The organism is Bacillus sp. FSL L8-0167 (assembly GCF_038630295.1).
Taxonomy (GTDB): domain Bacteria; phylum Bacillota; class Bacilli; order Bacillales; family Bacillaceae; genus Bacillus; species Bacillus safensis.
Genome location: NZ_CP152027.1, coordinates 1,275,929 through 1,297,415, shown reverse-complemented (window position 1 = coordinate 1,297,415; position 21,487 = coordinate 1,275,929). Strand labels below are relative to the sequence as shown.

22 protein-coding genes are annotated in these 21,487 nt (G+C 40.6%); 4 read left to right on the top strand and 18 right to left on the bottom strand.

What is annotated here, in order from left to right:
- Positions 1-11 precede the first annotated feature (11 nt).
- The 9 genes from MHB66_RS06590 to MHB66_RS06550 all read right to left on the bottom strand — a co-directional run bounded on the left by MHB66_RS06590 (position 12) and on the right by MHB66_RS06550 (position 10,679).
- Entirely contained in the window at positions 12-797 is a 786-nt protein-coding gene (locus MHB66_RS06590) for an SDR family oxidoreductase (protein WP_034281567.1), read from the bottom strand.
- 73 nt (positions 798-870) lie between these two features.
- Positions 871-2,832, bottom strand: a complete 1,962-nt coding sequence (locus MHB66_RS06585; protein WP_046310782.1) for a methyl-accepting chemotaxis protein — start codon at positions 2,830-2,832, stop codon at positions 871-873.
- Positions 2,833-2,945: 113 nt separating this feature from the next.
- Entirely contained in the window at positions 2,946-3,974 is a 1,029-nt protein-coding gene (gene splB / locus MHB66_RS06580) for a spore photoproduct lyase (RefSeq protein WP_034281564.1), read from the bottom strand.
- 82 nt (positions 3,975-4,056) lie between these two features.
- Positions 4,057-4,299 (bottom strand): transcriptional regulator SplA domain-containing protein, encoded by a 243-nt coding sequence (locus MHB66_RS06575; RefSeq protein WP_044331928.1) that lies wholly within the window; start codon positions 4,297-4,299, stop codon positions 4,057-4,059.
- Positions 4,300-4,399: 100 nt separating this feature from the next.
- Positions 4,400-6,118 (bottom strand): phosphoenolpyruvate--protein phosphotransferase, encoded by a 1,719-nt coding sequence (ptsP, locus tag MHB66_RS06570; RefSeq protein WP_034281562.1) that lies wholly within the window; start codon positions 6,116-6,118, stop codon positions 4,400-4,402.
- Positions 6,118-6,384, bottom strand: coding sequence for a phosphocarrier protein HPr (locus tag MHB66_RS06565; RefSeq protein ID WP_003211078.1), 267 nt, complete (start codon positions 6,382-6,384; stop codon positions 6,118-6,120). The genes ptsP and MHB66_RS06565 overlap by 1 nt, the downstream gene beginning before the upstream one ends.
- 93 nt (positions 6,385-6,477) lie before the next feature.
- The gene (ptsG, locus tag MHB66_RS06560; RefSeq protein WP_024424696.1) at positions 6,478-8,577 is read right to left on the bottom strand and encodes a glucose-specific PTS transporter subunit IIBC; all 2,100 of its coding nucleotides are present in this window, start codon (positions 8,575-8,577) and stop codon (positions 6,478-6,480) included.
- Positions 8,578-8,779: 202 nt separating this feature from the next.
- Positions 8,780-9,634: a transcription antiterminator gene (locus MHB66_RS06555; protein ID WP_024424695.1), complete on the bottom strand. Its 855-nt coding sequence runs from the start codon at positions 9,632-9,634 to the stop codon at positions 8,780-8,782.
- Positions 9,635-9,689: 55 nt separating this feature from the next.
- Positions 9,690-10,679, bottom strand: a complete 990-nt coding sequence (locus MHB66_RS06550) for a LacI family DNA-binding transcriptional regulator (protein WP_046310778.1) — start codon at positions 10,677-10,679, stop codon at positions 9,690-9,692.
- Positions 10,680-10,772: 93 nt separating this feature from the next.
- Between MHB66_RS06550 and MHB66_RS06545 the strand changes: the two genes are divergently transcribed.
- Positions 10,773-10,916, top strand: coding sequence for a hypothetical protein (locus tag MHB66_RS06545; protein ID WP_162842493.1), 144 nt, complete (start codon positions 10,773-10,775; stop codon positions 10,914-10,916).
- 53 nt (positions 10,917-10,969) lie between these two features.
- Here the strand turns inward: MHB66_RS06545 and MHB66_RS06540 are convergent, their stop codons facing one another.
- From MHB66_RS06540 to MHB66_RS06515, 6 genes are all read right to left on the bottom strand, one after another.
- Positions 10,970-12,064 carry a Xaa-Pro peptidase family protein gene (locus tag MHB66_RS06540; protein WP_034281559.1) on the bottom strand — a complete coding sequence of 365 codons (1,095 nt, stop codon included), beginning with the start codon at positions 12,062-12,064 and terminating at the stop codon, positions 10,970-10,972.
- A gap of 104 nt (positions 12,065-12,168) precedes the next feature.
- A complete protein-coding gene (locus MHB66_RS06535; RefSeq protein ID WP_046310776.1) occupies positions 12,169-14,088 on the bottom strand; it encodes a heavy metal translocating P-type ATPase in 1,920 nt (639 codons plus the stop codon).
- Positions 14,089-14,376: 288 nt separating this feature from the next.
- On the bottom strand, positions 14,377-14,865 hold the full coding sequence (stoA, locus tag MHB66_RS06530) for an endospore biogenesis thiol-disulfide oxidoreductase StoA (RefSeq protein ID WP_046310774.1): 489 nt from the start codon (positions 14,863-14,865) through the stop codon (positions 14,377-14,379).
- A 54-nt stretch (positions 14,866-14,919) separates the two neighbouring features.
- Entirely contained in the window at positions 14,920-16,236 is a 1,317-nt protein-coding gene (locus MHB66_RS06525; protein ID WP_024424690.1) for a polysaccharide biosynthesis protein, read from the bottom strand.
- 113 nt (positions 16,237-16,349) lie between these two features.
- A complete protein-coding gene (locus MHB66_RS06520; RefSeq protein ID WP_034281553.1) occupies positions 16,350-17,000 on the bottom strand; it encodes a cell wall hydrolase in 651 nt (216 codons plus the stop codon).
- Positions 17,001-17,306: 306 nt separating this feature from the next.
- Positions 17,307-17,501, bottom strand: a complete 195-nt coding sequence (locus MHB66_RS06515; protein ID WP_034281552.1) for a hypothetical protein — start codon at positions 17,499-17,501, stop codon at positions 17,307-17,309.
- 167 nt (positions 17,502-17,668) lie between these two features.
- On the opposite strand from MHB66_RS06515, the gene MHB66_RS06510 reads away from it, so the two are divergent.
- Positions 17,669-17,857, top strand: coding sequence for a DUF2187 family protein (locus MHB66_RS06510; RefSeq protein ID WP_003211747.1), 189 nt, complete (start codon positions 17,669-17,671; stop codon positions 17,855-17,857).
- A gap of 147 nt (positions 17,858-18,004) precedes the next feature.
- Positions 18,005-18,529 carry a GNAT family N-acetyltransferase gene (locus MHB66_RS06505; RefSeq protein WP_046310770.1) on the top strand — a complete coding sequence of 175 codons (525 nt, stop codon included), beginning with the start codon at positions 18,005-18,007 and terminating at the stop codon, positions 18,527-18,529.
- A gap of 103 nt (positions 18,530-18,632) precedes the next feature.
- Here MHB66_RS06505 and MHB66_RS06500 read toward each other — a convergent pair whose 3' ends face one another.
- Both MHB66_RS06500 and MHB66_RS06495 read right to left on the bottom strand, forming a co-directional pair.
- A complete protein-coding gene (locus MHB66_RS06500; RefSeq protein ID WP_046310768.1) occupies positions 18,633-18,851 on the bottom strand; it encodes a hypothetical protein in 219 nt (72 codons plus the stop codon).
- 387 nt (positions 18,852-19,238) lie between these two features.
- Positions 19,239-19,985 carry a glucose 1-dehydrogenase gene (locus MHB66_RS06495; protein ID WP_034281548.1) on the bottom strand — a complete coding sequence of 249 codons (747 nt, stop codon included), beginning with the start codon at positions 19,983-19,985 and terminating at the stop codon, positions 19,239-19,241.
- 168 nt (positions 19,986-20,153) lie between these two features.
- On the opposite strand from MHB66_RS06495, the gene MHB66_RS06490 reads away from it, so the two are divergent.
- The gene (locus tag MHB66_RS06490) at positions 20,154-20,522 is read left to right on the top strand and encodes a winged helix-turn-helix transcriptional regulator (protein WP_046310766.1); all 369 of its coding nucleotides are present in this window, start codon (positions 20,154-20,156) and stop codon (positions 20,520-20,522) included.
- A gap of 463 nt (positions 20,523-20,985) precedes the next feature.
- Here MHB66_RS06490 and queF read toward each other — a convergent pair whose 3' ends face one another.
- Entirely contained in the window at positions 20,986-21,483 is a 498-nt protein-coding gene (gene queF / locus MHB66_RS06485; RefSeq protein ID WP_024426839.1) for a preQ(1) synthase, read from the bottom strand.
- Positions 21,484-21,487: the final 4 nt, after the last annotated feature.

Sequence of the window (21,487 nt, the reverse complement as noted above, 5' to 3'; positions counted from 1 at the left end):
CTTGTTCCTCCTTAAAGAGACTTTGTCAATCCACCATCAATGATCAGTGTTTGACCTGTCATATATGTATTGGCTTCAGATAAAAGAAACACTGCATATGCTGCAAATTCCTCTGGCTGTCCGTAACGGCCAAGCGGGATCGCTCGTTCAGCCTGTGCTTTGATTTCTTCAACCGTTTGATTCTCTCTTTGTGCTCGGTGCTTTTCCAGCTGTTTCACACGGTCTGTTTCAATTTTTCCCGGTGCTAACGTATTGATCAAAATGCCATCCTTCGCAAGCTCCTGAGCGGCTGTTTTTGTCCAGCCGGCAATGGCCGGTCTAAATGTATTCGACAGCATCAAGCCCGGTATCGGTTCTTTCACTGACATTGACGCAATATTTAACACACGTGCGCCGCGTTTTTTCAAATAAGGCAATGCCTCTTTTAATAATCGAATATAGCTGAGTAAATGAAGTTGAAATGATTCGATCCAATCTTCATCTGTTAAGGTGTCGAGCGTCCCTGTTTTTGGCCCGCCTGTATTGTTCACAAGAATGTCTAGACACTTCTCATCACCGGCCGCCGCTTGAACAAGCGCCTTGATTTGCCCGGCGTCAGATACATCACATACTTGATAAGTCAGCTGTCCTTTAACAAGCGGAGACAGCTCGTTGACTGTTTCTTTCAGCTTCTGTTCATGTCTTCCCGAGAGCATCACATTTGCTCCTTCTTTTGCTAGAGCAAAGGCAATCGCTTTTCCAATACCTTGACTGCTTGCAGCCACCAATGCTTTTTTTCCAGTTAGATTGACATCCATGTCAACACCTCCTCTCGTTTATTTTATCATACAAAAAGAACCTTGCTCACATCGCAAGGTTCCATTCCGCTCATTACACCTTAAATCGGTCAACCGCCTGACGCAGTGCCTGGCTTGATTCGTTCAGCATTTCAGTTGAAGTTTTCGTTCTTTCTAACGCTTGAACTTGTTCATCTGTAGACGCATGCACTTCCTCAGCTGAGGCAGCAGATTCTTCTGAAATGGCAGCAATGCTTTGAATCGAGTCACTCATCTTCTGCTGTTCTTCTGTCATTTCATTGATCTGTGTATGAATGCTGTCGATTGAACCGACAAGTGCCTGCATTTCCATTGTGATGCTGCTGAGTGCCTCACCTGTTGCATTGATGGCGGCACCTTGTTCCTCATTCATTTTACTTGCTGTTGTCATCGCTTCAGCCGCCTTCTTCGATTCATCTTGAATGAGTTTGACGGTTTCACTAATGTGTTTTGTTGACTGCGCAGATTGTTCAGCAAGCTTTCTCACTTCTTCTGCAACTACAGCAAATCCTCGTCCACTTTCTCCTGCTCTCGCTGCTTCAATGCTTGCATTCAGTGCAAGTAAATTCGTTTGATCCGAGATTTCAGAAATAGCAGTCACGACGTTTTCAATATTTTTCGTTTTATGCTCAAGGTCTAGCAGCATTTGCTCTACCTTTTTCGATTCTTCGTTCGCTTGTGTTGATTTTTGGACGAGCACACCAAGTGCGTCAAGTCCTTTATAGCTGGCATCTTCAGATGATTTTGAATTGGTTTGCATTTGCGTGGCAAGCTCACCCATATGACGCACTTTCTCATACAAATGCTCTGATTTCTCATTAATTGTTTCTGCATCTGATGCCTGCTTAGACGCTCCTGTTGCCACTTCTTGAATGGCCGTTGCAATCTGTTCGCTAGAAAGCAAGGTCTCATTTGAAATGTGCGTCACTTCATCCGCTGATTTCACAACTTGATCTGAAGCCCCTTTCACTTTTTCAATTAACTCCCTGATATCCTCGGTCATTTGATTGAAGCTTTTCGTGAGGAAACCAATTTCATCTTGGGACTTCGTTTCAAGCGTGCTTGTTAAATCGCCTTCTGACACCTTATGAGCGTGCTCTATTAGACGCTTGATTGGCGTTGTAATGCTTCTTGCCAATAAGAAGCTGAGGATCATCGCAAGAATAATGGCAATGACGGATATAATGATACTTGTCTGATTCATTTTTTCTGTGATCCAAAGCAGTTTACTTTTCTCAAAGCTGACACCAACCGTCCAATCGGCTTCTTTGATTTTAGATAGGACCGTCAGTTCTTTGCTGTCATCAACACCTGAGTTGTCAAGCGCTTTTTTCACAGAAGCGACCTTTGATATGTTTTTTCCTTGCTCTGTTGGATGCGCCAAAAGGGTGCCTGTGCCATCAACTAAGAAAGCGGTCCCCTTATAAGGAATCTCTTGTTCATTTATATACGTTTGAATGGAGGACAGCTTCAAATCAAGTCCAGCGACCCCAATGACTTTTCCATTTTTGACAATCGCCTTCGTGGCTGAGACAATCATTTTTTTCGTTGCTTCATCAACATATGGATCTGTCCAAACGACCTGTTCAGGCTTTTCGGCTGCTTGTTTAAACCAGCCTTGTTTCGATGGATCATACCCTTCGCCAAGATCGAACTCCGGAAAGCCGAACATTTTTCCGTCACTTGTACCTATATAGGCAAACGAAATGAGTTTATCCTGTTCCTGCATGTTTTTTAGTTCATCGTTTTCAAAAGCCAATGTTTGCTTGGTTTGTTTTCGCGCAAATTCTTCAGTCATTGTACTTGTTGCGAGTTTATTAATTGTATTGCCGTAATTATCAAGCTTTTCTGTAATAATGTCTCTCATACTTTCTGCCGTTGCTGCTGCGGTGGTTTTTGCATCTCGTTCAATCAGTGGTCTTAACACTAAGTTGGAACCCACTTGAACAGCCACGACGGTTAAAATTAAAATAACTGAGATGAAAACAGCTATTCTCACTTGAAGTTTCTTAAACATCTCATCACCCCTACATCTACTTTCACACCTTAATTTATATATCGGCAAAATGATACCGCATTCAATAGTTGTAAGAAAATTTAAATAGAAAAAACAAGCCATATAGGCTTGTTTTAAGTAAAATATTCAATTTTTGCAGAAGGAAAGTACTGATCTATATATGACTCTAAAGTCTCTCTCAGTTCTTGTTCCTCATCTTTTTGATAGATATATTTTCCTATCCCATATCTTCCCCATTTGTATCTTCTTTTTTCTTCGTCTAATTCTAATTTTGATTTCGGATAGTTTTTTTGAATCACACGTTTTGCTGGTTTTGTAAAGCGATGCTGAATCATCTCAAAGGTGATATCGTCTCTCACATCTTCAGGAAGAGCTGCATCAAGCTTTTCAAAAAGAACTTTATATCCTTCCTGCCAGCCTTCATGGATGTAGATTGGAGCAACAATAAAGCCTAGAGGATAGCCTGCCTTTGCGACCTTAACAGCCGCTTCAATCCGCTGATCTAGCGGTGATGTGCCAGGCTCGAAATATTTAATGACATAATCGGCATTGATGCTAAAACGGAATCTTGTCCGGCCATTATGCTTTGCATCTAACAGATGATCGACATGATGGAATTTCGTGACAAAGCGAAGTTTTCCCAGGTCCGTCTGCCCGAAGTATTCAATCGCTCGTTTGAGTGTATGTGTCAAATGGTCAATTCCTACGATGTCTGAAGTACATGATGCTTCAAATCTCGTGATATCCGGCGCCCGCTCGTTCATGTATTGATCTGCCTGATCTAATATTTCTTCTACATTGACGTACGTTCGAATGTACGGCTTACTTCCCATTGTTGTTTGCAAATAGCAATAATGACAATGCCCCATACATCCTGTTGCAAATGGGATCGCATACTCTGCAGATGGTTTAGACGAGTCAAACTTTAATGTCTTCCGCACACCAATGACAAGTGTTGACTTCGCATTACGATACTTTTGCAAGTCATTTTTTCCCGGAATATTTCTGACCTGGTTGTGTGAAGTCGTTTCTCTTATTTCGATTCCCATACCCTCAAACTTTTCCTTCAGCTCTCGTCCTAACGGGTACTCTAACGCCCGAGGTTCAATGTAAACAAGCTGGGGAACGAAAGGTTTGATCATATTAAGCACATCCTTACCTTTAAGGTTTTCATACCGTTACTTTAACCGCACAGGATGGCTTTTATCCTTTCTAAAATCTCCCTTATTCAAACAAGTCTTGATAAAGAGCTTCTGCTTCTTCATATGTTGGAAAAACAGCATCATCTGGTGCTAGTGGATGATACGTTTCAAGCAAAAAGAGGGCAAGCTCTTCTTCGTTGTATGGATGTGAAACAATTTCTGCTTCTTTAATTTGTGCTACGTTTGCAGCATGTGGATTTCGATAAATCACATATACTTGATCACCCGGTTTGTAGTCTGAGAAAGGCAATCTGGTCACCTCCATTTTTTAATTATAGGGTGCCCTTCTCACTGCCCAATATGACTCAATATGATAAAATTCGACAAAAAAACCAGACAGTTTCATCTGTCTGGTTTTCATTCACTTAGTTCTGTTGAAACGTCTTCTTGACGAAATCAACCACTTCTTCTGTTGTGCTAAGTGATAAAATATGCTCTTTAAATGATGCAGCTTCTTCTTTAGAAAGCTTGCTTAGCTGCGTTCTAGCTGGAAGAATGGATGTTGCACTCATTGAGAATTCATCTAATCCTAATCCAAGTAGTAGCGGTATTGCGATTTCATCTCCTGCCATCTCACCGCACATGCCGACCCATTTACCCTCTTTATGCGCTGCTTCGATCACAAGCGTAATAAGACGTAAAATCGCTGGGTTGTAAGGCTGGTAAAGGTAAGACACTCGTTCGTTCATTCGATCAGCAGCCATTGTGTATTGAATCAAATCATTCGTTCCAATACTGAAGAAATCTACTTCTTTTGCAAATTGGTCTGCGATGACAGCTGTTGATGGAATTTCTACCATCATTCCGATTTCAATCGAATCAGAAACGTCTGTACCAGCGGCAACCAATGCTTCTTTTTCTTCAAGTAAAATGGCTTTTGCTTCTCTAAATTCTGATAACGTCGCGATCATAGGGAACATGATTTTCAAGTTTCCATATGTACTTGCACGAAGTAAGGCGCGTAGTTGTGTTCTGAAAATCTCCTGCTCTTCCAGGCAAAGGCGAATGGCTCTATAGCCAAGGAACGGGTTCATTTCTTTTGGAAGCTGCAAGTAAGGAAGTTCTTTATCGCCACCAATATCTAGTGTGCGGACAACCACTGCTTTCCCTTCCATCTTCTCTAAAACTGTTTTATACGCATCGAACTGCTCTTCTTCTGTAGGAAGCTGGTCTCTGCCCATGTATAAAAATTCAGTACGGTACAATCCGACTGCTTCGCCGCCATTTTCAAGTACACCTTTTACATCTTCAGGTGTTCCGATATTTGCAGCTAGCTCTACGTGAACGCCGTCTTTTGTAACCGTTGGCTGGTCAACAAGTTTCGCCCATTCCGCTTTTTGAGCTAAGTAGTCTTCATGCTTTTTTTGATACGCTTTCACTTCATCTTCAGAAGGCTGAATGATGACGTCTCCAGTAATACCATCCACAATGATCAGATCATCGTTTTTCACCGTTTTTGTTGCTTCTTTTGTCCCAACAACTGCTGGAATCTCCATAGATCTTGCCATGATCGCTGAGTGAGAAGTACGACCGCCGATATCTGTTGCAAAGCCTTTGACAAATTGTCTGTTCAGCTGAGCAGTATCAGAAGGTGTTAAATCTTCAGCAATGATGATGACTTCTTCAGAAATCATGCTTGGGTTTGGAATGTCAACGCCTAACAAATGTCCAATCACACGTTTCGTTACGTCGCGAATATCCGCCGCACGTTCCTTCATGTATTCATTGTCCATTGCTTCGAACATTGTGACAAACATCGTCGCTGTTTCTTTTAAAGCAAATTCAGCATTTACTTTATCAGATTTGATTTTATCCTTTACTGGGCTTAGCAGTTCAGGATCACTTAACACAAGAAGGTGGGCAGAAAAGATATCTGCTTTGTCTTGGCCAAGCTCTTTTAGCGCATGCTCTTTAATTGCTTCAAGTTCTTGTTTAGAAACATGAATTGCTTCTTCAAAACGCTTCACTTCTGTCTCTGGATCATTGATGTCTTTTTGGTGAACTGTTAAATCTGGTTCTTCCAGACGATACGCTTTTGCAATCGCAACGCCTGCTGAAGCACCGATTCCTTTCAGTTGTTGCATTACTCGCCTAGGCCTTCACTTTTCATTGTGTCTTTAAGCGCAGCAAGTGCATCATTTTCATCAGAACCAGAAGCAGAGATTGTGATTGTAGCACCTTTCGCAATTCCTAGAGACATTACACCCATAATAGATTTCAGGTTCACTGTTTTACCATTATATTCTAAGTTGATATCAGCATCATATTTACTAGCAGTTTGTACAAGAACTGTTGCAGGACGTGCGTGAATTCCAGAATCTGCAGTTACTTTGAATGTTTGTTGAGCCATTTTTATCAATCTCCTTTTTATACAATTAATACATCCACAATATTATATCATACTGCCGAGCTTGTCATCTAACAAGAACGGCAGTTATGAAAATTATTTTGAAATTTTCATGATGTTTTCTTGTCCAGCTTTGATTTCACCGGATGCTTGAAGGTCAATAAATTGTCCTTCACTTAAGTTGGTAAATACAATTGGAGTCATCAAAGATGGTACTTCAGACTTAATTTTATCAATATCAACCTCTAAAAGTTTTTGACCGATTTCTACTTGATCTCCCTCTTGTACAAATGCTTCAAACCCTTCTCCTTTGAGGCCGACCGTATCAATTCCGAAGTGGATCAAAATTTCAAGTCCACCATCAGATTGCAGGCCAATGGCGTGTTTCGTCGGGAACACATTTAAGATCTTCCCTCTTACCGGTGAAACAACCGTTCCATCTGTTGGCAAGATGGCGAAACCGTCACCCATCATTTTCCCTGAGAATACTTGATCTGGTACATCTGTAATTGGATGAAGCTCCCCTGTAATTGGTGAAGCAAAAATTTCTTCCCCTTGCTCATTTTGAAGCGGCTTTGCAATGACTTCTTCGACCTGCTGGCTGACTTCTTCTTTTGCAGAAGGGTCTTTCGCTGGACGAGGCGTGCGGCCTGCAATGATGTCCTGCATTTGTGTTTTTAAATTATCAGAGCGCGGTCCAAAGATTGCCTGGATGTTGTTCCCTACTTCGAGAACACCTGAAGCGCCAAGCTTTTTCAAGCGGTCCTTGTCCACTTTCTTCTGATCATTGACAGTAACACGTAAACGCGTGATACAAGCATCAAGGTGCTTAATGTTTTCTTGATCACCCATTGCTTCAAGGATTTCATAAGGCAAGTCATTACCTTTTTCAGACTTCGCCTCACTTGCTCCGTCTGCTGCTTCATCCTCGCGGCCTGGCGTTTTCAGATTAAATTTGCGAATGGCGAATCTAAATCCGAAGTAGTAAATGACAGCAAGGACAAGACCTACTGGAATGACGAGCCACCAAGCGGTTCTATTTGGCAGGATACCAAATAGGAAAAAGTCGATTAACCCTCCTGAGAAGGTCATCCCGATTTTCACGTTTAGAATATCCATTATCATAAAGGATAATCCAGCGAATACACAGTGAATCGCAAATAATACTGGTGCAACAAACAAGAATGAGAATTCAAGCGGTTCAGTGATCCCTGTTAGGAAAGAAGTAAGGGCCGCTGATCCCATTATTCCTGCTACTAGCTTTTTATTCTTTGGTTTTGCTTCATGGTAAATCGCAAGTGCTGCTGCTGGAAGACCGAACATCATGAACGGATATTTCCCTGTCATGAATGTACCAGCTGTCAGCTGAACACCATCTTTGATTTGCGCCATGAAAATACGCTGGTCACCACGGACAAGCTCTCCTGATAAGCTCTTGTAGCTAAAGAACTCATACCAGAATGGTGAGTAGAAAATGTGGTGCAGACCAAATGGAATTAATGATCGTTCAATGACACCGAATACAAAGGCAGCCAGCGGCTCATTCGCTGCGAGCAGTCCTGTTGAAAATGAGTTCAGTGCACCTTGGATTGGCGGCCAAATGACTAGCATCAATAGCCCTAAAATAAGTGCTGAAATAGAAGTAACGATTGGAACAAAACGCTTACCAGCAAAGAAGCCAAGATATTGCGGGAGCTCAATTTTGTAAAATTTATTATACATATAAGCTGCTAATACCCCGACGATAATCCCGCCAAAAACGCCGGTAGACAAGGTCGGTATACCGAGCATATTAATATATGCTGGATGGCTTTCCTTGAAGAACTGGGCTAGTTTGAGTGAATCGGATGGAATGGATCCGTTGGCCATTAATACGGCACTCATCGTTACGTTCATGACAAGATAACCGATGATAGCGGCAATTCCTGCCACTCCGTCTCCATTGGCAAGACCGATGGCAACCCCTACAGCAAATAATAGCGGAAGATTCGAGAAGACGATGTTCCCCGCATTCTCCATGACACTTGCAACAAGCTGAATTGTATCGTTGCTTAAAAATTGAGCTACATCAATCAGCTGCGGATTTTGCATCGCATTCCCAAGTGCTAGTAAAATACCGGCAGCAGGAAGGATCGCAACTGGAAGCATGAGTGCTCGTCCAATTTTTTGCAACACACCAAAAAGTGATTTAAACACTGGTTGAACCTCCTTTTGTTTTCGCTTACAACATACATTTGGGATGCTCCCTGACGTACATTTCATAATTAACCGTTTACATTTCACTTTCAAACGCAAAAAAAGGCATGGTGATATAAGGTTGCGCAAATAACAGGATCTTATCCTGTATTTACCTTAAGTCACTCATGCCTGATCGAATCAGTTACACGTTTCAAGGAAACTATGAAATTTTATTTGTCAATCTGTACAGATGAAGTGTCAGGTAGACGGCCTCAGCATCCTGTACAGGCTTTTTCAATGCATGCTGCAAAATTTTGATCATTTTCCAAGCAGTATTGTAGCATAAAGGATATTCATTTTTCAATAGATGAAGCAATTTTTCTGGCTCCTCTAATGATTCTCCCCGTTTAATACGCTCAATTGAAAACGTAATATGGCGTAATAAGCGTAAATAATGAATACTTTCTCTGTCTACTTTCATATGAAATGAATCTTCAATGACCTGGACCATTTGTGTAATGAGCTGCGAATGACGGTTCACTTCAGATAAAGGCCGATTCGTCAAAGCTGAATGAATATGAAGCGCTATAAAGCCTATTTCTCCTTCTGGCAGCTTCGTTTCGACATCTGGCCGCTCGTTAATCAGTTCAACGACTTCCTTTGCAACCTCGTATTCTTTCGGGTAAAGCGATTGCGTCTCAAGCATAAAAGGGTTCGTGATATCATAGCCTTGCTGCACCCGCTTAAAACTAAACGCAATATGGTCGGTCAGTGCAACATGAATATGCTCATTCAATCGCTGTCCCATTTTTTCTCGTATATGATAAATGACGTCATTGGCAAGCTCAATCATGTTCTCATCAATATGATGAAGCAGCTGTTTATATTCTGTTTGTTCCTTCGTGTTTTTTAACACAAACATTTTTTCAAACACGTCTTGATCGAGAAGATCACCCGATTTTTTACCGAAGCCGATCCCTTTCCCAATCAGAACCACTTCGCCCAAAGAAGGGTGTCTTGCGATGATGACATTATTATTTAACGCTTTATCAACGGTGAAGGATTCCATGAACATCCCCACCTCCTTCTTATTCAATCCCTCTTATCGTACAAAACAGATGAAACGTGCGTCAACGATTGTTTTTCAAAACGGTTGTTGTCCGCTCAATCAGGTGAAATGGCAGCATTCTTTTTTCTGATTTCTCTCCCTTTAATGCCCGGTCGAACAAGTCAAAAGCTTCCTGTCCCATTTGTTTGAGGGGAATATGAATGCTGGAAATCCCCAAAACCTCACTCAATTGGTTATTTTGAAAGCTGAGTATGGCTGGTGATTCTCCTACTTTTATGTCATGACGCTGCGCCTCTAATAAAAAGCCTGCAGAGACTTCGTCATTTGTGATGAATAAAGCTGTAGGACGATTTTTCATTTCCTGCCATTCTGCAAATAATTGCTTCCCATCAAGCAGGGATAACTTCCCTTCGATGATCCATTCCTCATCAATGGTCTGCCCGAGCGATTGCATCATGTCTTGATAAGCCTGAAGGCGCGACTCGCTATTCGCTCCTTCTGTTCTGGCGAGAACGATCGCAATTCGTTGATGGCCGCATGCCGCCAAATGATACAGGCCTTCCTTAAATGCTTGATCATGCGCAATCGACACGGTTGAGCATTGATCGTGCAGCGCAGGATGACAAAATATAATCGGTCCTGATTCCTGCCACTTTAAAATGTGCCTTTCACTTAATGCATTTGAACAAAATATTAAACCGTCCACACGGCGTTCTTTTAAACTCATTAACGCTTCTTTTTCTTTTAATGGGTCATATCCTGTTTGAAATAAAGCAAAATGCATACCGCGCGCCTGTGCTTTTTCTGCAATACCTGTGACGAGTGTGCTGAAATAAGAGTGTTCAATGTTTGGAAGGACAATGCCAAGCATATTCGAATAGCCCTTCGCTAAATGAACCGCCTGGATGTTTCTCGTATACTTGAGCTCTTTCATCGCTTGTAGAACACGTTCCCTTTTTTCTTCTTTAACATAAGGATGCTCATTCAACACACGTGATACGGTTGTCACAGATACGCCCGCTCTTTTCGCAATCTCCCTTATGTTTGCCATTTTTTCTCCTACTTTCTCTTGATATGGTAAGCGTTTCATACTTTAAGATGTATGTGAGCTGAACAAATCACTGGATGGAAAGGGGAATTCAAGATGGGTTTCATCATATGGATTATATTATGTATGACTGTTTTGTTTTCTGCTCGTTTTGCATTACATCCTTTAGGAAAAGAACATAAAATCAAACCGTTTCAATCAATTGATGATTTTTTTGTTGATAAGGATCGAGAAGAGTGATAAAAAATCACGATGACACTTCCAAGACCTGGACGTTCATCGTGATTTTTTTATTACTTGATGATCGTCAGCTCTTTCGGATAATTGGTTAAGGTGACTGGACCATCTGCCGTAATGAGAACATCATCTTCAATTCTTACGCCGCCGACTCCCGGGACATAAATTCCTGGTTCAATCGTATACACCATACCTTCTTGCAGAAGGTCGTCATTTGCCTGACTCATAGAAGGAAACTCATGAACAGAAATCCCTAACCCATGTCCGAGGCGATGTGGGAAATATTCACCATACCCCGCTTCTGAAATCAGCCCGCGGGCTTTTAAGTCAAGATCACCGATTCTCACGCCTGGCTTACTCATTTCAAGTGCTGCCATTTCTGCATTTAAGACGGTTTGATAGATGTCCTTTTGCTTTTCAGAAGCTTCCTGATAGATAAATGTTCTTGTGATATCTGAGCAATATCCATCGACAATGACGCCAAGGTCAAATAACACAAAATCGCCTTTTTTTAAGGCTGCCTGTCCCGGATTTCCATGAGGCTCGCCTGATTTTTCACCAAAGAGAACCATGGTTGAAAAGGACATGCCTTGAATGCCTTTTTTCTTTAGTTCATATTCTATGACAGCGAGCACTTCTGTTTCTGTGATTCCTTCTTTTAAGGCGTTAACACCAATTTTTACACCTTCATCTGCCAATTGAGCCGCTTTTTTCAGTGTAGCAATTTCAGATTCATCTTTGATCAGTCTGAGCTGATCGAGCGCATCTTCAGCCCGGACGAACGTTTCTGCCCCGGTGACAGCTTGGAGCTGTTCTGCTCTTTGAAGCGGAATCGATTCTTTTTCAATCGCAAGACGCGCCGCTTGAATACCTCGTTTTTCTATCGCTGATTGAATGAAATCAAATGGATTCTCATGATCTTCATATCCAATGATATCGCCGGACCATCCTGCATTTTTTGCCTGCTCGACTTCCATTTTAGGCAAAATAAAAAATGGTTCTGCCTCTTGGAACACAAACAGCCCCATCACTCTTTCATGCGGCTCTGTGAAGTATCCAGATAGATAAAACACATTTTCCTTTGTATGTATAAATGCACCTTGAATGTCTTCTTTCTTAAGCCAAGAAGACAAGCTCTTCATTCGGTTCATCATGATCCTCCTCACACGTTTTACTACTGGTCTATTGTATCAGTTTTTGCTGTATTTCGCACAAAAGCGCACTGGCATGAATCCAGTGCGCCCTGATGATTGATTTAGGATGCACGAAGCAGACGCAGACCATTTAAAATGACCAAAATCGTACTTCCTTCATGCCCGATGACACCAAAAGGCAAATCAAGCACTTGTAAGAAATTCGCACAAATTAACAGACAGATCACCGTTAATGAGAAAATAATGTTTTGCTTAATGATTCGATTCATTTTTCTTGAAAGACGGATCATCTTTGTTAGGTTACTTAAATTGTTCTTCATTAAAATGAGATCCGCTGTTTCTAAGGCAACATCTGTGCCTCCGCCCATCGCAACCCCAACATCTGCTGTGGCGAGCGCTGGTGCATCATTGATTCCGTCTCCTACCATGATGATTGAATTACCTTGTTTTTTTAATTGATTGACCTCATGTACCTTTTCATCTGGAAGACATTCAGCCACTACGGTTTGGATACCGGCTTCCTGCGCAATCGCTTCAGCCGTTTTTTGCTGATCTCCTGTCAGCATGACGGTTTGGATGCCTAAATCATTTAGTTCTTGAATCATTTTTTTGGCTTCAGGTCTGATTTGATCCTTAAGGCCAAGACAGCCAACAACTTCTTCACCCTTTTGAACGTAGACCACTGTGTATCCTTGAGCTGAAAGGTCATCACCTGTCTCTTCAATCTCGCGGTCGATTGACGCCTTACCCGCAAAGTCTTTCTTCCCAATCCGCCACGTTTCTCCATTTAATTGTGCTTTTACACCAAATCCAGAGGTTTCTTCAATGGTGACATGGACTGATCTTTCTGTTTGGTGTTCTTTTGCCATATCAGAAATTGCTTTCGCTAATGGGTGGTTTGATTGACTCTCAATTTGATAGAGTGCCTGATAAAAAGCAGATTCATCCTGCCCTTTAGCCATGACGACTTGTTCTACGGCTGGCTTCCCGCTTGTAATTGTCCCCGTTTTATCAAAAGCAATCATGCTGCTTGTGCCTAGTTTTTCTAAAAAGACACTTCCTTTAACAAGCATTCCATTTCTCGCGCCATTTGAGATCAGTGACAGTGCTGCTGGCATGATGGATGCAACTAGAGCACAAGGTGAAGCAACGACCATAAACACCATTGCCCGGTAGAAGGTTTCACTCATGCTCCAGCCGAGTACAAAATGTGGCAGAACCATTAATACCGCAACGGTAATCAGCACACCTTTTACATAGGCACCCTCAAATTTTTCGATAAATGCCTGGCTTGGCGAAACACTTTCTTGAGCGGATTCAACAAGTTTAATAATTTTATGGAATAGCGTTTCTTCATTATGTTTCGTGACTTCCACTGTTAAGGAACCATTTAAATTCACTGTTCCTGCAAATACGTCTTCCCCCTGCCCTTTTTCCTGTGGAATAGATTCGCCTGTGAGGGCAGATTCATCCACACTTGTTCTCCCGCTTAAAATGACACCATCTGCTGCAATGCGTTCCCCAGCTTTGACCATAATCCGGTCACCTGGTGTTAATGATGAAGCGGCGATTTGAATGGTCGTACCATCTTCTTCAATTAAAGTTGCTTCATCTGGTGCAATGCTCATTAATGCTGTTAAATCTTTCTTGCTTTTATTTGACGTATACGTTTCAAGCGCACCACTCAGTGAGAAAATAAAAATTAAGATAGCGCCTTCTGCCCAATAGCCAATCAGAGCTGATCCTATCGCTGCGAAAATCATTAAAAGTTCCACATTTAAGGTCTTCGACGAAATCGTTTCTTCAATTCCTTCCTTCGCCTTTGCAAAACCTCCAATGACAAATGCTAGGATGAAAAGAGGAATGCTCCACATGCTCTGATCCTTTAGAATCCATCCAGTTAGAATAAGAATCCCCGATATACCTGCTGCAATTAATTCTCCGTGCTGTGCCCATTTATGTAAGGACCATTTCGATTCCTTTTGATTTGTCGTTTGGTAAAGTGCTGTATTCTCATTCATGATTGTTTTCTCCTCTCTAATTGATAATCGTTTTCATATTATCAATCGTTGCCCGTTTCTTTTTCATCTATATTTTCTGCTATTTCAAGCTTTTTATTGGTCTGTCACTCATTATAACAGGTTCTGATTAATTTTCAATTAATAATTATTATAATTTCTTTTTGATAATAATTATCATTATTGATATAGACCGTTCCGTCTTCTTCTGAGCACAGTGTATTCAGATGAAAAGCAAACGAACACAAAAAAGAACCAACAGAATTGGTTCTTTCACAGAAAGGATTTGTTCTACGAATTTGTCCACTCTTTGATTTGTTTTTTCGTCAGTGGACCTACATGATTTTTCACCACTTCTCCTTTTTCGTTAATCAAAAAGGTCGTTGGAATGGTGATGATTTGATATTTCTTCATCATTTCTCCGTGTTCATCTAGTATGATCGGGAATGTAAACCTTCTGTCTTTCACAAATTGGGCAACAGCATGTTTACTTTGTTCAGCACCTAGTAAATTCACGGTCAATATGTCAACATCACTCTGATTTTCTTTCACAATCTGTTCAAATTCGGGCAGCTCCATTTTGCAGGACGGGCACCATGTTGTCCAAAAATGCAAAATGGTCTTTTTCCCTTTTTCGGGAACCATCTGCATGCCACCATTTAATGTCGGCGCCTCTATCCTTGGCGCCATCACAGGCTCTTTTGCTTCTGCTGCTGTGCTCGTTAGAAATAGAAGCAGGGTCATCATCAGAAGACTGGCGGGTAGATGTTTACGATTCATCATGATCTTCCTTCCCAGTTTTCTTCTAGCTTGCCCTCTCGATGGCGATGACATTCAAGCTTTTTTCAATGTAAGAAACATTGAAACGCCGAGCTCCTTACAAATCGTCGCATAATGCAGTGCAGTCAACAGCAGCATGCCTGTGTTCATCCCTAAAATGACCCCCATCATATTCAAGCTTTCAATTGAACCGAGGAAATACACCATAGAAAAAGAGACGACATGCACCCATATATTATGTAGGAACACATCTTTGATGAGCCCCATCCCGATTAAACACGCTTGAAACGGCATCACAAACAGGTGGCATAAAAAGTATGGCCAAAGCAGCTGTAAATAGACAGCAGCTTGCGGTGAATCAAAAAAGAGCTGTGTGAGCGGGTAAGCAAAATAATACATGACCATCACTGCCGGCACCCCGTATCCAAACGTTATAAGAATCGCCTGTCTGACACGTTTTTTCACAAGATCATATTGACCTAAAGCATAGGCTTCAGAGACACTCGGAATCATCACAATCATGATGGAATGAGCGATAAACGCTGGGAAAAAACCGATCGACATTGCGACACCAGCCAGCATGCCGTAATGATCAACAGCAAGTGTTCCAGAAATGCCTGCTGCTACGAGCGCTCCTTTGATTAAAAATGGTTCAACCGCATTGGCGATCGCATGAAAGATGCGCATGCCCGTTGTCGGAATGGAAACGGCTAATAGGCGCTTTCGCACATCACTTCCTCTTAATTCAACAGACCTGACATTCACAGCATTTTTTGCCATGACGTATTGGGAGTATAAATAAATAAAGACAACAAGATCACTCGCAACAATGACACCAATGGCGATGAGTACTGCTGTTTCAATATCAAACGAATACCAATGAAAAAACAAAAACAAGCAGATAAGCTGGATCGTTTTCTTCAGCATATTGGCTAAAGCAATTCTGCCCATTTGCTGTTTTCCCATAAAATAGCCGCGGGCAATGGAGGTAAACGCAATAATCGGGATAAGTGACAGCACTAGGCCCTTCATAAGCGGATGATACGACTGAAACACTGGAATGAAAGGCAGTACAATAGCTGCTATAGCTGTTGTTGTACTTGTCACCACAAGTGTCATTTTAAAGGCATGACGGAGCATGCTTTTGTGGAGACGCTCATGTGATTCTGCAATGAATTTAGAAATGGAGACTGGCAGCTCTAAACTGGCGATCACAAGGACAAGCATGATGATTGGAAGGATACTCATATATAAACCCATTCCATGTTCTCCAAGCTCTCTCGCTAAAATCATATTGACTAAAAACTCTATACACTCCGCAATAAAAGCTGCGACAGATAGCAGAATGACCCCTTTTACAAATCGATTCATGTAGCCTCCCCTTGTCTAAAGCAAATTCTTTTCACATTCTATGAGACAAGTCCAAAAAATATTTTAATAATTGAAGACAAAAAAAGAGCAATCTCATTGATCGCTCTTTTTCTCTATACGGCAAACACGTGACGTCCGATACGTTCTACAATTTTGCGGGAACGAATCCAATGATCTGTTGCCGTTTTTGGATTATAAAAATAGATAGCCTTTGTTGTTCTGTCATGCTCTTTTACTACCTGCTTCACCGCTTTAATGGAATCTTGATCTGCCTTATCATGAATACTTCCATTTGATACTGGCTGGAAGGCATTTCGCTGATAAATCACACCTTTCACGCTGTCAGGAAAAGAACGATGCTCCACCCTGTTTAAGACAACACTTGCCACCGCTTTTTTCCCTTCGTAAGATTCACCTTTCGCTTCAGCGTGTACCAACCGAGAAAGCAAGTCCATTTCTTCATTAGAATACTGTTTGCCACTTGCCTTATTCGTTGTTTCAGATTTTACTTTTTTCTTTTGCTTCGGTTTTGAAGACTTTTCTTCTGTTGACGTACTTAGCAATTTCACTTTTGGCTGACGCTTTTGTTCAGAAAATGCTGGGATGACTTGATCGTGGTCTTGATCTATATATGAAAGCTGATGTTTAACAGGTGCTTGTGAAAGTTCGTGACTTAATGTGCCTTGCTGCTCTTGTATATTGTCCATCTTCATTGCTGCAACGAGCATAAGGATGACAAAAAGAGCTGTATGAATTTTAATCATTCGCCTTTTTCCTCCTATAATCAAAGTAGGCTGTAAGATACTTGTCCACTCTAACAAGAGCTCATTCTATTTTCACGCACAAAGATTTACATGCCTGTCCAAATTCCGTCATTAAATGGCATGTCCTAGTTGAGCGCACATAAAATGGAATTGTTAGCGCTTAAAAAGGTCCCTTTTTCACCTATCATCATCCTTATGCTCCTGATTATGGGTTATTACATTTTCTTTTCATATGTATCAGAGTCGTTTGAAGTGTGACAAAAGAACGAAAATAAAAAAGCTTTCTCTCATCAATGAGAAAAAGCTTTAGCTTCTTGCTTCTGTAAGATATTCAAAAATAACATCTCCACCATGTTTGGCGATCCCGCGAAAATGTTTAAAATCATCTTGATTCACCAAAACAGAACGAAACGTTAAAAAGTCATCTTTTTGGATGGCCACCTGTTTTTCCGTCCCATTCCGTAAAGATTCGAGGATTGTGAGGATTTGTTCTTCAGTCAAAAAAACCGCTCCTTTTCAGCCATGATCAATTATTAAATATACCATTCGTTAGAAGAGCATACAACGAAAACAAAACAAAAACGTCTTTATCCTTTACATTGGTATGAAAATATTGCAAAATACTTTTTAATAGGGAATGAAATCTGTTTTTAAAGGAGAGGGATCGGTTGAAGATTGCAAAAATTGGAAATGTGATCGAATTTAGAAATGGTTTAACAGGTGTAGTTGAAAAAGTGAATGAAAACTCTGTCATTGTGGATGTCACCATTATGGACAACTATAGAGATCTAGAACTGGATTCACTAACAGTCGTTAATCATAAAAACTATAAAATCATCAAAGACTCCGTACATTAATTTGCAATCCTCAATTCAGACAATCGGTACATACGAAGCAAAGCTAATCACGATTTAGCCAAATGGTGAAAGCTATTTCAATACCCTTCTTTTTCATTTTAAAAAATGATGAGATGCAGTATTAGCTCTAGACAGGAGAAAACTAATATGCAAAATTCCAATGATATCATTGTACGTTTTGGAAAAATGGAAGATGCTGAAATGACTTTAGAAATACAGAAATCTGTTATTGCTGAATCAGATTATTTACTTACATCGCCTGAAGAAAACAAAAAAAACCTCTTAGAACACAGGGAATGGATACAGAAAAGAATAGATAATGAAAATGAGACGTACATAGTTGCTCAAACTGATGAAAAAGTCATTGGATGGTTAGCCTTTGAACATTCATCAAATAGAAAAAGAACTTCCCATACGGGTTCTTTCGGGTTGATGGTGCATAAGAGCTATAGAGGTTTAGGCGTAGGGGAAATGCTGCTAACAGCATTATTACATTGGGCAGAAAAGAACCCTTCAATTGAAAAGGTTAGTTTAGCCGTTTTCTCAACAAATCAAAAGGCCATTTCTTTGTACAAAAAGATGGGGTTTATAGAAGAAGGACGTAAAATAAAAGAATTTAAAATAAATGACCATGAATACTGGGATGATGTTTTAATGTATAAGCTTGTTTAATGCTGTGAAAACGAATTGCAGAAAGTAAGGACATAATATCAATTGAGTCATCAATTTGTTATGTCCTTTTCTTATTTTTACCTTACTTCATATGAAGAAAGCATCAATCTTTTTTCATATGAAAGGTTTGCATTTCCGCCTTCGTCTTGTACATCTCGACTTCCTCGGGTGTGATCACTCCTTTATCAATCAAGAGGGCAATCACTCCAAGCAATGTGGAGGCACTCCATTTATACCGTTCTTTGTTTTGATGTTCGAGTATTTGAAGCTCTTCCCTTAGATCCATTAGCAGCTGCTCTGTCCGCTCTTCTTTGTTTGCCAACTCAAACGCCTCCGTTTATCATTCATTCCCTCTATTTTATCTTACATCAAATGAGATAAGCAAAAAAACATGATCCCCTTTACAAACGTACGTTCTGTCATGTATAATATGTTTACGAGCTGGTAGCCCCCAGCCGTCCTAGCAAGTTCTATTCCCATTCGTATGAGAAGAGTGACATGACTCTTCTCTTTTTTTATGGTTGATTCGCAAAAAAAGACATGCATCCGGCATGTCTTTTCCTTTTTTCTCATTTTACATATCATCACCAAACTTAGTTTGCAGCATTTGTGGTTACTCAGGACATCAGGAAAACGACTTTTTTATATGACTCAAGTAAATCCCCATTAACTTTTTTTGGGGACGATTTGTAATCTCTTCGCAGTGACATTATACCTGTGCTAGCCCGCCATCTACGAACAATTCAACACCCGTCAAGTAACTGCTTTCGTCTGAAGCAAGGAAAGTTACAGCGTTTGCTACTTCTTCAGGTGTCCCAACTTTTCCAGCTGGAACAGTATTTCTGGCATTTTCCATCGCTCCTTCAAGTGCATCACCAAAAAGCTCATCGTATGCAGGTGTAAGAATCACTCCTGGACTTACCACATTTACACGAATTTCAGTACCTTTTAGGTCAAGAATCCAGTTGCGAACTAGTGCTCTTAATGCTGCTTTAGATGCTCCATATACACTAAATGCTGGGTTGCCAATTGATCCAGCAGTAGAGCCCGTTACAATAATAGAACCTACTTTGTCCGGGAATAGTGATAGCGCTTTTTGAACAGTAAAAATGGTTCCTTTCACGTTAATGTCGAACGTTCTATCAACCTGCTCTTCAGTAATTTCACCTAATGGCAGGAAGTTGCCGATGCCTGCATTAGCAAAAAGGATGTCCAACTTACCTTTTTCCTGCTTTATCATGTCATATAGTTTGTCTAAGTCTTCAAGCTTAGAAATATCACCTTGAACACCGGTTACGTTCTTGCCAATTTGGTTAACAGCTTTATCAAGTTCGTTTTGTCTACGTCCCGTGATATACACATATGCACCTTCGTTTACAAATTTTTGTGCAGCAGCAAGACCAATCCCACTTGTTCCACCCGTTACAAGCGCTATTTTACCTTCAAATTTCCCCATACTTAACACTCCTTTAGAATTCATATTATTTTATATCTAGTACCTTTAAGTACTTGAAGAGCAACTTACAAGATATAGTATCCTCCAGCAAGCACATTATCGGAAGTACCCACTTTTTTGTGATATAGTAACTAAAAAGTAATAAATGTGGAATGGAGAGCTTTAGACATGAAAAAATTCAGCTGCGGGTTTGAAGTGACAAAGGAAGTGATTGGCGGAAAATGGAAAGGCCTTGTATTATACTTTTTAATGAATGGACCAAAGAGAACGAGTGAATTAAAGCGCATTATCCCAAATATCACGCAGAAAATGCTGATTCAAACACTTAGAGAGCTTGAGGCCAGTGGACTTGTGACCAGAAAGATGTATAATCAAGTACCGCCGAAGGTTGAATATTCTTCCACTGAACTTGGAGAATCTCTTAAACCTATCTTGCAGGAGCTCTGTCAATGGGGGAGCCATTATGCGGAGCAAGAGTATGCAGAAGGTGAATATGAAATTGTACAACCAGAACAACTAAAGTTAGGATTGAAGTAGCTGCTGAAGTAAATGATAAACAACATCAATACCATCACCTAACAGATGAAGAACAGTCAGAAATAAATGAGATAGTCAATTTTGAAAGTGAAGTTCTAATCAGAAGTGTCATGGACTATATTCAGGAGAACTTTGATGAAATTCAAAAATGAGCTGTTTCAAATGTTAAAGAGAAGGTTCAGAAACTTAACTTTAAACAATAAATGAAGATATGATCATAATATTTAATGCCTATGATCTCTAAATAGGCATTTTTTCTTTCGGATAAAAAAGAAAAGACGTACAAATTGTACGCCTTCATCTGCTTCTGTACTATCAATTTTTCACTGCATAAAAGTCACAGTTCAGGTTGCACCTCAGGTCACACTTTTTATACAATTCCCATGAGTATTTTCAGGTGTGACTTTTTCCACTTTAATGTGACACCAATTCGTTTCACACTCCGTCTCACACAGCGGAATAATTACCGATTATCAATCGTCTCCGGATACATATCATGGTTCATCATACGGTATTCTGCCATTTCCTCATATTTCGTGCCAGGTTTCCCGTAGTTCGTATACGGGTCAATGGAAATACCGCCTCTTGGCGTAAATTTGCCCCAAACTTCAATATACCTTGGATCCATCAATTCAATCAGGTCGTTCATAATAATGTTCATACAGTCCTCATGGAAGTCACCATGGTTACGGAAGCTGAACAAATATAATTTTAGCGATTTACTTTCGACCATGATTTCATTTGGGATATAGCTGATATAAACTGTCGCAAAATCAGGCTGACCTGTTTGCGGACATAGTGAGGTAAATTCTGGGCAGTTGAATTTCACAAAGTAATCTCTATTTGTATGTTTATTTGGAAACGTTTCAAGCACTTGTGGTGCATAATCAAACAAATAATTGGTTCCTTGGTTTCCCAGTAGCGTGACACCTTCTAATTCTTCTGGTTTTCTTGTCGTCATGTCA

Bases quoted from the DNA above. Each gene is read 5' to 3' on its own strand.
- MHB66_RS06520 (WP_034281553.1), bottom strand. From the start codon at position 17,000: ATGATTAAAATTCATACAGCTCTTTTTGTCATCCTTATGCTCGTTGCA.
- stoA (WP_046310774.1), bottom strand. From the start codon at position 14,865: ATGAATCGTAAACATCTACCCGCCAGTCTTCTGATGATGACCCTGCTT.
- MHB66_RS06525 (WP_024424690.1), bottom strand. From the start codon at position 16,236: ATGAATCGATTTGTAAAAGGGGTCATTCTGCTATCTGTCGCAGCTTTT.
- MHB66_RS06490 (WP_046310766.1), top strand. From the start codon at position 20,154: ATGAAAAAATTCAGCTGCGGGTTTGAAGTGACAAAGGAAGTGATTGGC.
- MHB66_RS06590 (WP_034281567.1), bottom strand. From the start codon at position 797: ATGGATGTCAATCTAACTGGAAAAAAAGCATTGGTGGCTGCAAGCAGT.
- MHB66_RS06565 (WP_003211078.1), bottom strand. From the start codon at position 6,384: ATGGCTCAACAAACATTCAAAGTAACTGCAGATTCTGGAATTCACGCA.
- MHB66_RS06495 (WP_034281548.1), bottom strand. From the start codon at position 19,985: ATGGGGAAATTTGAAGGTAAAATAGCGCTTGTAACGGGTGGAACAAGT.
- MHB66_RS06555 (WP_024424695.1), bottom strand. From the start codon at position 9,634: ATGTTCATGGAATCCTTCACCGTTGATAAAGCGTTAAATAATAATGTC.
- splB (WP_034281564.1), bottom strand. From the start codon at position 3,974: ATGATCAAACCTTTCGTTCCCCAGCTTGTTTACATTGAACCTCGGGCG.
- MHB66_RS06505 (WP_046310770.1), top strand. From the start codon at position 18,005: ATGCAAAATTCCAATGATATCATTGTACGTTTTGGAAAAATGGAAGAT.
- MHB66_RS06535 (WP_046310776.1), bottom strand. From the start codon at position 14,088: ATGAATGAGAATACAGCACTTTACCAAACGACAAATCAAAAGGAATCG.
- MHB66_RS06545 (WP_162842493.1), top strand. From the start codon at position 10,773: ATGGGTTTCATCATATGGATTATATTATGTATGACTGTTTTGTTTTCT.
- ptsP (WP_034281562.1), bottom strand. From the start codon at position 6,118: ATGCAACAACTGAAAGGAATCGGTGCTTCAGCAGGCGTTGCGATTGCA.
- MHB66_RS06575 (WP_044331928.1), bottom strand. From the start codon at position 4,299: ATGGAGGTGACCAGATTGCCTTTCTCAGACTACAAACCGGGTGATCAA.
- MHB66_RS06585 (WP_046310782.1), bottom strand. From the start codon at position 2,832: ATGTTTAAGAAACTTCAAGTGAGAATAGCTGTTTTCATCTCAGTTATT.
- MHB66_RS06540 (WP_034281559.1), bottom strand. From the start codon at position 12,064: ATGAACCGAATGAAGAGCTTGTCTTCTTGGCTTAAGAAAGAAGACATT.
- queF (WP_024426839.1), bottom strand. From the start codon at position 21,483: ATGACGACAAGAAAACCAGAAGAATTAGAAGGTGTCACGCTACTGGGA.
- MHB66_RS06550 (WP_046310778.1), bottom strand. From the start codon at position 10,679: ATGGCAAACATAAGGGAGATTGCGAAAAGAGCGGGCGTATCTGTGACA.